This window comes from Seonamhaeicola maritimus (genome assembly GCF_008056315.1).
GTDB lineage: Bacteria > Bacteroidota > Bacteroidia > Flavobacteriales > Flavobacteriaceae > Seonamhaeicola > Seonamhaeicola maritimus.
Window position 1 is genome coordinate 1 of record NZ_VRKQ01000021.1, and the last position, 14,243, is coordinate 14,243.

8 protein-coding genes are annotated in these 14,243 nt (G+C 33.6%); 2 read left to right on the top strand and 6 right to left on the bottom strand.

Going from position 1 to position 14,243, the window contains the following annotated elements; all coding sequences use genetic code 11:
- Positions 1-492: 492 nt before the first annotated feature.
- The 6 genes from FUA22_RS17320 to FUA22_RS17345 all read right to left on the bottom strand — a co-directional run bounded on the left by FUA22_RS17320 (position 493) and on the right by FUA22_RS17345 (position 11,079).
- Positions 493-2,208, bottom strand: a complete 1,716-nt coding sequence (locus FUA22_RS17320) for a sodium:solute symporter family transporter (protein WP_147769864.1) — start codon at positions 2,206-2,208, stop codon at positions 493-495.
- A 15-nt stretch (positions 2,209-2,223) separates the two neighbouring features.
- The gene (locus tag FUA22_RS17325) at positions 2,224-4,068 is read right to left on the bottom strand and encodes an FAD-dependent oxidoreductase (RefSeq protein ID WP_147769865.1); all 1,845 of its coding nucleotides are present in this window, start codon (positions 4,066-4,068) and stop codon (positions 2,224-2,226) included.
- A 129-nt stretch (positions 4,069-4,197) separates the two neighbouring features.
- On the bottom strand, positions 4,198-6,306 hold the full coding sequence (locus FUA22_RS17330) for a glycoside hydrolase family 127 protein (RefSeq protein ID WP_147769866.1): 2,109 nt from the start codon (positions 6,304-6,306) through the stop codon (positions 4,198-4,200).
- Between the two features lie 130 nt (positions 6,307-6,436).
- Positions 6,437-6,757: a VOC family protein gene (locus FUA22_RS17335; RefSeq protein WP_147769867.1), complete on the bottom strand. Its 321-nt coding sequence runs from the start codon at positions 6,755-6,757 to the stop codon at positions 6,437-6,439.
- Positions 6,758-6,784: 27 nt separating this feature from the next.
- Entirely contained in the window at positions 6,785-10,027 is a 3,243-nt protein-coding gene (locus tag FUA22_RS17340) for a glycoside hydrolase family 2 TIM barrel-domain containing protein (protein ID WP_147769868.1), read from the bottom strand.
- A 50-nt stretch (positions 10,028-10,077) separates the two neighbouring features.
- A complete protein-coding gene (locus FUA22_RS17345) occupies positions 10,078-11,079 on the bottom strand; it encodes an L-rhamnose/proton symporter RhaT (protein ID WP_147769869.1) in 1,002 nt (333 codons plus the stop codon).
- Between the two features lie 511 nt (positions 11,080-11,590).
- Between FUA22_RS17345 and FUA22_RS17350 the strand changes: the two genes are divergently transcribed.
- Positions 11,591-13,234: a tetratricopeptide repeat protein gene (locus FUA22_RS17350; RefSeq protein ID WP_147769870.1), complete on the top strand. Its 1,644-nt coding sequence runs from the start codon at positions 11,591-11,593 to the stop codon at positions 13,232-13,234.
- Positions 13,235-13,275: 41 nt separating this feature from the next.
- Entirely contained in the window at positions 13,276-14,133 is an 858-nt protein-coding gene (locus FUA22_RS17355) for an AraC family transcriptional regulator (protein WP_147769871.1), read from the top strand.
- Positions 14,134-14,243 lie beyond the last annotated feature (110 nt).

The window sequence follows — 14,243 nt, forward strand, 5'->3', positions numbered from 1 at the left end:
TACTCCACACATTTTTCAATATTGATAATTTAAATTAGTTTTAAACGTAAATTAAACGTTTGATTAACGTATAAAGATTAAGAAGACAGAAATATGCACAAAATGTGGTGCTGATTACCTACCAAAGAGAAGAGGTTATCTAAAGGATTGAACTGTTGCAAGCTTCAAAATGAAGTGTTGCAAGTTTCAAAATGAACCGTTGCTGGTTTCAACTGAACTGTTGATTACTTCAAATTGAACTGTTGATATCTCAAAATCGAACTGATTTGAACTGTTGATTTTAAAATTTGAACTGTTGATTACTTCAAGTTGAACTGTTGATTTCACCTAGAACACGTTACTTCTGTAACGTATTGTGCCTTAAAACTCGTGACAACTGTAACGATTTGCTATAAATCAGCCTTATTTAATCCTTACTCCATATAATCCTGCCAAATAGCCAAAACAAATTTATCTGCTTGATTTTCTTTCTTTTTTAAAAATCTATATGAGTTAACTGTTAATTTTTCTTTTAAGAATAGCAAAAGTAATAGCAGCTAGAAAAAGTAAAATAAAAGCAAAAGTTAAAAGTACGTTCATCTTTTCTACATTTAAAAGGCCTAAAACAAACATTATTAAGCCTATTACTGCTAAGGTTATCATAACCATTTTAGCAGGTAATAATGACGGAGTGGCAATTTCCGTTACTTGAAAATCATCTTTTGAAACTTCAACTTTCTTCCAATTAGGATTAGTCCTTTTTAAAACCATTTCTAAAAACACTAAAATAATCAATGGTACTATGATGCCAACAGTTAAATCGGCTATTCGCATGTTTTTTATAACCCATTCTGATAATGATCTTAAAGATTCCACTCTAGAAAGAAATCCTCCTTCAGTCAGTCCGAATTTCACTATAGCCGCTGAAATAAACCCGACTAAGGTTGTTCCCCATACAGATTTCATACCTATCTTCTTTGAAAATAGTCCCCAAATTGTTGGTAATACTAAAGGACCTGTTAATAAAGTTGTAAGGTCTATAATGAAACTAGTATAACCATACCTAGGTATCAGTAAAGAACCTGCAATTACTATACCGCCAAGAATCACTGTAAAAATTCGGCCTACATAAACAAGTTGCTTCTCAGTAGCATCCTCATTAAAAAGTCGCTGATACACCTCTGTTGTGAATGCTCCAGCAAATACATTAAGTTGTGATGTAGCAGCACTTGCTGTGGCTGATGCCATTGATGCTATCATAAGCCCCATCATACCAGCAGGAAGAACGAGATTACAAGCTAAAATATAAGCCTGTTCTGTATCTTGGCCTGGATCAATAACTCTGTAAACCAATGCAGGAAGCATCCAAAAGATTGGGCTAATTAGATACATAACTCCAAAAATATAAGCCGCCTTTTTTGCGTCTTTGGGCTTAGGGACACATGTGTATCGTTGCACAAAGGCCCATTCTCCTCCAATCTTAAAAAAATGGATTACTACCCAACCTACTAAAAACCACCATGTGAAGTCTGAAGCTATCGGAGACATAAAACCATCGGGTGCCTTTTCCAAAAATTCTCCAACACCTCCTACTTCCATAAATATTAGGGGCACTACGAAAAGTACAGAAATGACTAGTATAACAAATTGTAAAACATCTGTAACCAATACTGCCCATAACCCACCTGAAAAGGTAATTATGATTACTATCAAACATAGTATTACGGAAGTGAATGGTACTGATAACAAACCTGTACCTGCATCTGCCAACAGGTGTCCCTCAGGTAGTGGGATTAAAGCACAAATAATTTTTGACAGAGCATATATAGCACCTCCAACGGCAAATACTCCAAAAGTACCTTGAAACCATGTGTAAAATTGCACAATAGAACTTCCAAAACGTAACTGTAAAAACTCTGATGCGGAATTAACTCCAAGTTTTCGCCAATAGCCAGCTAAGAAATATCCGACAAGCAATGCGGCAATTCCGTAACACATATTAATAGCTACTGCTACAATACCGTATTGGTAAGCTATTCCTCCCCATATAACAAACGTACCAGCTGAAAAAATAGTCATAAATCCAGATAGTCCTGAAACCCACCAAGGAGACTGTCCTCCGGCAGCAAACATATCTTTAGAGTTTTTCATCTTACTGGATAAAAATACACTAGCGGCTACCACACCAATCATGTATATTAAAATAACTAAATAATCCGCTGTTTGCATCTTATTGATTTTCCATTAGTTATAGGCTCTAACTTCAAATAATTTCACATTCTCCGCACCATAGGTTTCATGCAAAATCAATTTAAACCCTTTCGTTGAAACTCTGTCGAAATTAAATTTCAATAAGCGCCGTTGATTATCTTCAATCTTTCCATAACCCTCCCATTCTCCATTAATCAATATTTGTAAACTCATTGATTTTAATAGCTCAGGTGGAATAATAGTAGTATAAGCTTCATTTTCACGTGTATTTTTAAGCATCATAATGTTTTTTTTAACATTGGTATCACACTTTATTTCTACTTCTGAAATTGTAATTGGTTTATCCCATTCAAAAATCACTTCGGCATTTAAGCCATCTGATTCCCAATGATGGACTTTGCCATTTTCATCTCTAGACACACCATCAATTAATAATTTTACATCTCCCGAAGTGGTTGAAGATGCCCAAAGATGATTAGCTGATTTTGCTAAATTGTTAGGGTCATTTGCTGGCCTTTCTGGAATAAAAGCGTCATCTCTGAGCAATTGCTCTTGTAATTCTCTAATATGAGTGTTAGCTAGGTCTCTTGGTGTAACATGCTTTTTAAAGCATAACGCCGCAGCGGTACCAACAGCTTGCCCCATAGTGGCACATGTACCCATAACACGTGATGATGACAATGCTACGTGTGTCTGACTTATATTTCTACCAGCAAATAATAAGTTTGAAATATTTTTAGAATAAAGTGATTTTAAAGGTATTTGATATACTCTATCAAAATGCTCATGCCAAAAACTTGGAGGTTGACTTAAATTTTCAATGCCACCTGGGTTATGTTCATCTAATGGCCAGCCCCCAAAAGCCACTGCATCTTCAAATGTTTTATGCTCTAATTGGTCCGACTCTTTCAAAATATAATCACCCATGAATCGTCGTGACTCTCTTCTTCCTGGTAAAGAACCAACCCAATCCAAGGCAAAATTTTCAGCTTCAGGAAATTTACCGGAATTTTTAACATAATCCCACACACCATAAGCAAACCCCATTAAACGATGCATATCTACTTCGGCATCTTTAATAATGTCATCATTACTGCCTACTTCAACCCACCAAAAACCTTCTACAAAAGGAATAATCCTTCTATCTGGATGTGTTTTATCAGCATCGAATTTTAAAGTGAAAGTAGGAGCCTTGTAATGTATTGGTTTGCCGATGTCTTTTGATGATAAAAGAATAGTTGCTCCCATTTGCCAGCCGTCTGGTTTATCAGGGGCATATTTCTCATTAAATTCTGCTTTTCCTTCTCTTCCTGTTCTATAAATAGCACCTGAACTAGCGGCTAATAATCCATCACCTGAACAATCAATAAACAATTCAGCATTAATGGTTAAAAGAGTTTCAGTTGATAATTGCCAACAAACAGCAGAAACAATTTTTGAGTTTTCTGTAATAGCTCTTACCGCTTGAGTATTTAGTATTAATGTTATATTAGTTTCCCGCGTAACATAATCATATAACACATGATCCCAAACTGTAAAAGAGTGTTGCTCATTACAAAATCTATTAAGTAGTAATATCTCTTCAATGATTCCTGTTTCTCGTTCTGGTAAACCGCTTTTAAGTTTGGTTACACCGTGTACAATCACACGAATCTCACTTGATGCATTTCCACCAAGTACCGCACGATCTTGTACCAAAATTACTTTTGAACCATTTCTTGCAGCAGAAACAGCAGCACAAATACCTGCCATCCCACCTCCTATTACGGCTACATCTGTCTGAACATTTTTGTCTCTAATTGGGATTCTTTTTTCATCAGAACCCATTTGTATCCAATTGTCTGACGATCGATCGGTTAAGTCAATTAATTTCTTCATTTATAGGATTTGCTACATTAAATTTTTGCAACTTATTTTTTAGGCATTATAAAACCGAACAAGTTTCTCTTGCCAATTCCATTAAAAATATTTGGTTATTAAACGCTAAGTGAAAGACAAAACCATGTATTACTCCCAAATTATTGGTAACCAAACAGACATTTCCGCTTGACCTCTATTGCTCCAAGAATAATATGGTACCAATTGAGCTTTATATGATTCAAAAACAGGTTTCTCTACTTTACTATACATGCTTTTCTCATTACTGTTTTTTCTAAGTAACACCTCTGTATCTAAAGTAGTTACCCCTTCTAAAAAGTCTGGTTTAAATTCTGGTTTTAATGTGGCATTACTTTTTAGATAAACATCAACAATTTTAGTATTTTTTGGAAGATCTGGAGACTCCAAACAATATACTATTGGGCCTCTTTTAACGGCTACCTGATTTCTAACTTCTTCAATTCTTGTATGCCCTTCAATAAAAGTAACATCCATTGGCATATTTAAAGTGAGGATATCTCCCTCGGTCCATTTACGATTAATAACTGCAAAATTACCTGCACTTACATCTACTTTTGCATCCTTACCATTTATAAAAATCTGTGCCCCTTGTGTCCAATCAGGGATTCGTAATTTAATATCAAATGCTTCCTCCTTACATTTTGCTATAGAGATGTTTACTTCTCCTTCCCAAGGATAGTCAGTTTTTTGAATTAGTTCAATTTTTGATCCATCTAGTAATGTGGTTGATAATTTGTTGCCACCATAAAGATTAACGGCGATACCATTTTCTGATTTACTATATGCCCATCCTGAAAGCTTACAAATTGTTCTCACCAAATTTGGAGGACAACAAAAACAGTTTAAATAAGGCTGACGAATGGGAAACTCCGTATTCATTTTTGAATAATCCCTAGAGCCGTCAATAACTCTCAGAGGGTTGGCGTAGTAATAATCTTTTCCTTCTAAACTTATCCCAGAAAGACCACTATTATAAACAACTAATTCCATAATATCTGCATATTTAGATTCTCCATGAATATCGAGCATTCTCTTACTAAACATAGAATTACAAATATTAGCACATGTTTCATTATACGCCGTCATGTTAGGCATCATATACTCATCTATGAAACCTTCTTCAATCATTTGTCTATTAGTAGAAGCTCCATAATGAGCTTGACCAAGAGCCCCAGTAATGTACATTTTCTTCTGGGTGACGTTCTCCCAAAGTCCGTCTAAGGCATCTATTAAAGCTTTTTCTCCCGTTTCAGCATATACATCTGCAGCACCTGCATAATAATATAAAGCTAAAACAGCGTGTCCAACAGCCTCCTTAGATTTTCTTAAAGGTGTAAACTCCTGGACCATATCTCCTATAGGATATCCTTTAGTTGATGGTGTTTCTACAACTTTATACTTCCCGCGGTTATTTATAAACTTTTCTGCTAATTTCAAGTACTTTTTATCTCCAACTGTTCTATATAATTCTACCAATCCCATAATTTGAGTTTGGTTAAAACCAAAGCGGCCATAATTCTCATCTTCAGGCATGAAAATTTCGTATAGATAATCAGCATGTTTTACTGCAATATTTAAAAAATTGGTTTTTCCTGTTACTCGATGATGTATACAGGCACTGGTTAACAAATGACCCGTATTATACATTTCATGATATCTTCTATTTTGATATCTATTAACCTTTGGCTCTAATTGAATTTGAGTTTGAAGGTACCCGTCTTCCGCTTGGGCTTTTCCTATAATTCTAATATATTCATCAAGCTCATCTAAAAGTTTTTGATCTTTTGTTTGTGCATAAACATAGGCTTTAGCTTCCATGAACTTATAAAAATCACCATCATGCCATTTCATTCCTTTATGATCTCCTTCCTTTTCTCCTGCGGCAATCTTAAAATTATTTAAAGCATGCCCAACATCACCGCATAATACCTCCCCCATATAGGGCACCATAACATTCTTTGCAACATTAAACTTATCAGCCCAAAAACCTTCTGTCCATTGACAATCCCCAATATTTATACTCTTTAAAGCTACATGAGAATTTTCAGAATAATTAATGATACCAGATTCTTGCAAAGGTTTAGATGTAACATCATTGGAATTTATTTGAATTTCTTGATTAGTAATAATTTCTTGCTTCTGGTCATTAGACTTAGTCTGTTTTCCACAAGAATATATTAGAAGCACTAAAACTGCTAGAATTGATTTTTTCATCATTTTTACTAAATTTTCAATTATATAATAGTTACTATATATAACCATGCTCTTATTTCTAGATTTATTTGAAACTAAAATTCAACTAAATAAAAAACTTCTTTTTCGACTAAAAGAGATTAGAGTATTTAAATTATTGTTTTATTTCCATAAATTCAATTGGTGCCCCATTATGTTCAATAAAGGCCACTCTAACTCCTTCTCCAGGAGAAAAAGTTTCTACAATGATATTCTTACCTTCTAATGCAGCTTCCATATCATCAACGTAATAAGCCGTATGTGGTAAATTTTGAACCAATGGGTGCATGGTACTATCCTTTTCAAACATTACCCATTCAATATTATATTCGTCTTTATCAAACTCTGTATAATGAATTCTTAAAGGTTCATAAAATCCATCCCAGTTTTTATCATCTGTGGTTGGTATTCCTACGTGACTAAATTTATAATCCATAATGCTATTTAATTTAAAGGTTAAAAATTATTTATATGATTCTATCAAAAATTCAAAAGTATATTTACCTGGTTTTATAATATGTTCTGGTAATATTTCAGATAAAGTTTCTGCTACACCTTGCTGAACCAAATCTAAATTCAAGGTGTAAAACCCTTGTTTTTTTAGATTATAAGGATGTCCGGCCTCTTCAATGTTTTTAGAAGAATATGGCCAAATAGAGAACCCAAACTCTGGTAATCCTGTAATTTTAAGACCTTTGTTTTTATTTGAAGTTAATTCTAACCATCTTACATCACTCCTGTTACCATTTTCTTGTGGCCTTACATAGTTATAGAATAAATCATCCGTTTTAAAATTAAACTGATCTACTATCGTACTTCGTTTCCTATCAAGGTAGTTCTCCCATGGACCTTTTCCATAAAACGAAGTATTCTTATAATCATCTGGAATACCTAAAGTAACTCCAAATCTAATCATATTAGGTCCATTTTTATCAGCATCTAAATCGAGTTTAACCCCAATCTTACCATCATTAAAAAAGGTGTATATAGTATTCAATTTTACTTGTTCTTGATAGCCTTGTTTCACTACAACCTTGATTTCTTTACTAGCTTCCTCAATTTTAATAGAGTGCATTTTTAGTTTTTCGGGAAAATCTTGCCATAGTTCGACAGATTTGATAAAATGACGTCTATTAAAACCTCTTATATCATTATCAACAGGAGGCCTATAGAAATTTGGCTTTAATGGTGATATAAGCTGCTCTTTACTATTAATTATATAAGATGTTAGTTGTCCGCTTTTTTTAGAAATTTTGGCTGAAAAACCTTTTCCAGAAATAACAATATTATCATTATTTTCCTCAGATGAAATTGTTGATTTAGATATAGAAGTATCAGCAGTTTGTTTTTTTCTAGCTTTCAATAATACCTGATCCCTTGAAACTTCATATCCTTTGCTAGCCCACCAACGATCTTGTTTTTCAGAAACAGTAAACGTAATCCAATAATCCTTGTCGTCCTTAAATTTAACAGCCTTGAAAGGCACCCTAATAAGTTTAGAACTGTTTGGAGCTACAGTGATGTTTGTTAATGACCCTGATTGAATTTGAGTTCCATTTTCAGATAATGTCCATTCAACATTATAATCTGCTATATCTGTAAAATCAAAACGATTTGTAACCAATACTTCTCTGTTCAAAATATTAACCCCTTCAAAAGCAAAGGGTTGGAAGACATATTTTGCCTCCCATGCATGAGGGTTTGGTTTTTGGTCAGGTGTAAATACGCCATTAATACAAAAGTTTTTATCATTTGGCACATCTCCAAAATCACCTCCATAAGCAAAGTATTTTTCACCTTTATCGTTAATAGTTTCTATTCCTTGATCAATCATATCCCAAATAAAACCACCAATTAAATTTGGCTTTGAACGCACTAAATCCCAATATTCTCCTAAGCCACCCATAGAGTTACCCATGGCATGTGCATACTCACACATAATTATCGGTCTTTGAATATGCGGACTCTCAGAAAGGTTTTTCAATTGTACATACTCAGGATACATTCTACTTATAACGTCTACATATGCCGGATCTGTAGGGTTAGCATGTTGACCCTCACGAAATACTTTTTGCCCTTCGTCTCCCTCCTTATAAAAAGGACTTGTTGGATCTCCTTGTGCACCTTCATAATGAACAAATCTTGAAGTATCAAAGTCTTTAATCCAACTTGCGGCAGCGGCAAATGCAGGACCAGTACCTGATTCATTCCCCATAGACCATGATATTATAGATGGATGATTTTTATCACGTTCTACCATTCTAGTAATTCGCCTTAAAATAGGGATAGCTAAATTTGCTTGTTGAGGTACATAACTACCTAAATGATGTGTTTCTATATTGGCTTCATCCATTATGTAAAGACCATACTTATCACATAAATCATAGAAATATGGATCATTAGGATAATGAGATGTTCTAACTGCATTAAAATTAAATTGCTTTAACAATTTAACATCTGCTTCCATATCCTCTCTTGTAAGTGCTTTTCCTCGCTTAGGGTGATGATCATGCCTATTTACCCCCATTATTTTTACAGGAACCCCATTTACGAGCAATTCACTTTTTGAACTGAAATCAATTTGTCTAAATCCAACTTTTTCACTTCTGGACTCAACAACATTCCCGTTGTCATCAATGACATCAAAAACAAGCGTGTACAGATATGGTTTTTCTGCCGACCATTTTTGAGGATTTTTAACTATTGTTTCTAAAAATGCAAACTTTGTAATATCTCGTTGATGCCATCTTTCATAGAAAATCGACTCCAAATCGGCACTCATAGACTCATTAACCAAATTATTATGAGCATCGTATAATTGGGCTTTAATCTTCCAGTCTTTAAGAGCATTTTCTTTTTCTTCAGACACCCAAATTTTAGGTCTAATTTCTAATTTAGCATCAGTTAAATTTTCATTAAACTTAGTTCTCACAAAAAAATCATTAAGTGATACTTTTGGTTGTGCCATTAACATAACCTCTCTATGGATACCGCTTAATCTCCACATATCTTGATCTTCAAAATAACTACCATCAGACCATCTAAAAACCTGAATAGCTAAACGGTTAACCCCTTCTTCAAGGTAGCTTGAAATATCAAATTCTGCAGCTAATCTACTACCTTGACTATAACCCACCTTTTTACCATTAACCCAAACATAAAAGGCCGATGAAACCCCTCCAAAATGCAATACTATTGATTGTTCTTTCCAGTTTTCAGGAATTGTAAAATCCCGATAGTAGCTTCCAACTGGATTGTCTCTGTATTTTTCTATATATGGATATTGTGGTGGATGTGGTCCCAAATAACTAAAATGTCTGGAACCGCCTTTTAATATATCTGGTGTAAACGGGTAAATAATATTTGAATAAATAGGTTGCCCATAACCTTCTAACTCCCAATTTGATGGCACCGGAATATCGTTCCATTTTCCATCAAAATCTTTAGCATAAAAATCTTGGGGCCTGTCTTGTGATCTTTCTGAAAAATGAAATTTCCAAGTACCGTTCAGAGATTTTATTCTTGCTTTTTCCCGATCACCTGTAAGAGCATCTGTATGATTTGAATATGAATAACTAGGTACCCTAGCATCCATTTTATTTTGTTCAAACATCAACTCGTTCTCCCAATCATTTTGTTGCGCAAACGAACCGAACACTGACAAACTGCAGATAAGAACTGCAATTTTAACTTTAAGCCTGTACATAAACTATATTTATTCTTTTATAATATTCTGGTTAAATTACATTAACAACCTTAGCCAACTGTTTTTGAATAACTCATAATAACAACGGCAATTATAATCACCAAAACCCCCAATAACATAATGTTGAAAGGTTTTTTGGCATTCTCCCATTCTTTATTTAAATAAGCCCAAATGTTCCCTACAATTAACGATAACCCTAACATGATTGGCCAAGCAATAACATCTCCAATTGCCCCCATTAAGGTAGCCCCTTGACCGTAGATACCTAAGGCACCAAACCATAACAAAGCTGCTCCAATAGACCACATATAAGCTTTACTAGCCTGTGGCGTAGAAAATGAACTCCAGGTATTATTTTTAGCCAATAAGAAAATAGAATACCCAGCATTAACAATAAATCCTCCCCAGAGCACAACAACCCAAATGGCTAAACTTCCGTTGCGGGAAATGGCGCCGGCGGCTTCGGCTAAAGCGCCAATATCCTTTCCTTTGGCAAACCCTATTGCCAATGCCGCAGACAACAAACCACTTAAAATAGCAATTGTTAATCCGGCCTTTAAATTTATTTTGCCTTGAGCAGCACCTTGAATTTTATCTTTTAAAACACCCGCATAAGCAGTTATAGCTACACCAACTAACATTATAATTACACCCCCTATAACATAAGGAAACGCCGGGGATTGGGTTGGATTATCTGCGGTAAAATAAGGAATTAAACCACCGGCTGCAGAACACACTCCCATAACAATGCCGTAGGTTAAAGACAAACCAATATAAGGTACACTTTTCCCAAACATAATACCACCTATGCCCCAAAGAGCCCCAAAAACCATGGCTGTAATTATAGCTCCAGATGATGCAGACGTTACAACATTAAATAAATCTGGTACTACAATATAGGCCCAAGTTGTTGGTATTAGAATCAAGGCAAAAACACTATGTACAAGCCACCAAGCTTCCCATTTAAGAGGTGCCATGAATTTCATTCCAAGCCCGAAAGAACCTTGAAATATACTTGCAAAAATCACTAATAAAAGAGGTAAAAATTCCATATTTAAAATATTCTAGTTGATATATACATAATTAAAAAATGATTTAGAAAAAATCATTTGAAATTAACGGCTAATCTATAGGATATATTTTTTAATATAATCTCTTATTTTACCCAAGAAACAATCAATTTTACCTCACTTTGATTTTGATAGTTTTTAAATAATTTCTACACGACGAAAATTGGTTTTATGATTAAAAACCATGATCTAAGTTACTTTACTAATTATAATTTAAAGTAATTGAGAAAAGAGAGAATTAAACCCTAGAAATAATACAAATAGAATTTATACTTGTTTAGTCTTTTTACTTTTTTTGTTTAGATTTTCTATAAACCAAATTGAAGTCAAAACGAGTTAAAAAACCTAAACATAGTAAAAATCACACAATAAAACCTAAATAAAATCTAAACATTATTGGATTTTATTGAAAAATATTCTAAACATATAATATAAATTATACATTTAAACTCCTTTTAAATATAAGGTTTAACAGAATTAAACAATCAATCACATGCCTAAATTAGGTAAGCTATTTATAAAAAACACCTTAACATTGCTATTTTTAGTAAATGGAACTTTTGCATTCGCTGATTTTGATTCTAACCAAAATTCCAATAACAATGCTTTGTTCCTTTATCAGCAAATAAACACTTTAGGTTATCAAAATCCAGATAGTTCGGCTCATGCATTAGAATTATTATATAAGGCTTCATTAAAAAACTCTGACACACTACAAGCAATTAATAGTTTAAGGGAATTAGCTCATGTATATAGTCATCAAGGAAATCACAAACTGTCTTACGACCATTTATGGTCTGCCTTAATGCTTGCTGATGCTTCTAATACCGAATTAGGTAAATCATTAGTTTATAAAGATATTGGTCGTCATTACAGCTATTATAATAGACGTGAGGAAGCTCTGAAATTTCTTAATCTTTCTCTTGAGTCGAGAAAAAAAATGATTAACAAAGGGACTGATAAAGGTGTGCTTGTAGATGGTTATTTAGCATTTGCTGCTACTTTTAGAGAAATGAATGAATGGAACCTTAACAAAATTTACTTAGACAGTTGCCAGCTTTATTTGTCTTATTTGGAACCTACAAGTACTAGTAGGTATTTTTATAAGTTTGAAGAAGCGGTAAGTGTCAATAACCTTAAAAACCATGAGGAAGCATTAACAAAATTTAAAGAAATTGCTCCTTGGTTCAAAGAACACTACCCAACATATCAAGTTCTACTATTTACTTATTTGGGTGATAGTTATAGAGACCTAGGACGATTTACAGAGAGTGAAAATTATTATAATAAGGCCTTGGTAGTCTCAGAAACTAGGGGCTCACACATGGACTTTACTCCTCTTATATATGAGCGTTTATCTGATTTATATTTCTCTAAAAACAAACATATAGAAGCATACAATAGTATTAAGAAAGCAAAGGAATTGGACGCCTTATATTTTGATAGTCGTAGTGAAAATAACAGTCCTTTATTGGAAATTCAGGATGCATTTCTCAAGGAGAAAAAACTTCAAGAAGATTTAGCTAAAGAACAACGTCTTAATCAAATGGAACAAGATGAAAAAGTCCTGTTTTTACAAAAGACAATATTATCAACTTTTATTATCATTTTAATTCTATTCGGCCTCATCTATTTTAACAATGTCAGATCTAAGCATAGAGCAGAAAAGCAAGTCATTAAAGAAAAAAGAGAGTTAGAAGTACAAAAAAATACTGAAATTATTGAGTTAAAAAACAAAGAGCTAGCTGCCTCTGTTTTAAAACTAATAGAAAAAGACGCTTTTATAGAAACTTTAAAAAATAAACTTTCAAACGGTAAAGGTGATATTAACAGACATGAAGCAAAGCAAATTATTCATTCTATCTCTAGTAATAATGTTGAAAACTGGAATGAATTTGAGGCGCGTTTCGTAGCTATTAATAAAAGTTTTTATCAAAATTTAAAAGAAGAACACCCAAACCTTACATTAAATGACCAAAGGCTCTGCGCATTAGTAAAGTTAAACTTCTCTAGTAAAGACATAGCCAGATTGTTAAATATGTCTCCAGATAGTGTACATACTACTAGAAGCCGATTAAGAAAAAAATTAGAACTACCTCGAAATATGAACTTAAAACAATTCATTGCTAATATTTGAGATAGCAAAAATTAAAAAACAACTAAACAAACTCTAACACCATGAAATTAGTATTTAAAACACCGGATGCGATTGTCAACAACCGGATGAATATTATTAAAAAGGATGTAGCTTGCCTTGAAAGCTCATGGCACTACCACGCACAGTGTGAGCTAATTTACATTACAAAAAGCACTGGAATTCGTTTTGTAGGAGACAGTGTTTCTCATTTTTCTCCGGGAGACTTAGTTTTGGTGGGGCCTTATTTACCCCATTTATGGAGAAATGACGCTTCTTATTACGAAGAAAAACAAAAGAACAATGTTTTAACTTTAGTTATTAAATTTAACCAAAACTTTTTAGGCGAGGAGACCTTCAAAATACCCGTGTTTCAGGATATAAAAAGACTTCTTTCAGATTCTAGGTATGGCGTGTCATTTGGAAAGGAGACATCAAGTTCCCTCCATGATGACTTAATGAACTTGGAATATGTCTCGCCAATAGAGCAACGAATCAATTTTTTAAACATTCTCTATCGTTTGTCATTAGCTAAAGATCAAACATTATTATCTTCTTCTGACATGCGTCAGCTTAAAACTGAGAATGAGCAAAAAATTGATGTAGTTCTAAAATTTATTTCTGACAACTACACAAATTATATTACTCTTGAGGATGTTGCTCAAGTTGCCACTATGACAACCAATTCTTTTTGTCGTTTTTTTAAGCGAATGACTAATAAATCATTCACGGAATTCTTAAATGAAGTTAGAATTAGACATGCCTCAAGGCTACTTGTCCAAAACAATTTATCAATAGCTGAGGTTGGTTATACAGTTGGTTTTAATACACCAACCAATTTCAATAAACGTTTTAAACAAATTATGGGCTGTACACCATCAAGATTCCTCGAGGCTATATAAGTAAGAAACATAAATTTACAAAAAGGAGATATCATGGCAGACATCTCCTTTTTTTTCACCAAAAAACTCTCATAAGGTAATTTTCAATTAAGCGCAGGTAAATATGAAAC

Bases quoted from the DNA above. Each gene is read 5' to 3' on its own strand.
- FUA22_RS17330 (WP_147769866.1), bottom strand. From the start codon at position 6,306: ATGATGAAAAAATCAATTCTAGCAGTTTTAGTGCTTCTAATATATTCT.
- FUA22_RS17320 (WP_147769864.1), bottom strand. From the start codon at position 2,208: ATGCAAACAGCGGATTATTTAGTTATTTTAATATACATGATTGGTGTG.
- FUA22_RS17325 (WP_147769865.1), bottom strand. From the start codon at position 4,068: ATGAAGAAATTAATTGACTTAACCGATCGATCGTCAGACAATTGGATA.
- FUA22_RS17340 (WP_147769868.1), bottom strand. From the start codon at position 10,027: ATGTACAGGCTTAAAGTTAAAATTGCAGTTCTTATCTGCAGTTTGTCA.
- FUA22_RS17355 (WP_147769871.1), top strand. From the start codon at position 13,276: ATGAAATTAGTATTTAAAACACCGGATGCGATTGTCAACAACCGGATG.
- FUA22_RS17345 (WP_147769869.1), bottom strand. From the start codon at position 11,079: ATGGAATTTTTACCTCTTTTATTAGTGATTTTTGCAAGTATATTTCAA.
- FUA22_RS17350 (WP_147769870.1), top strand. From the start codon at position 11,591: ATGCCTAAATTAGGTAAGCTATTTATAAAAAACACCTTAACATTGCTA.
- FUA22_RS17335 (WP_147769867.1), bottom strand. From the start codon at position 6,757: ATGGATTATAAATTTAGTCACGTAGGAATACCAACCACAGATGATAAA.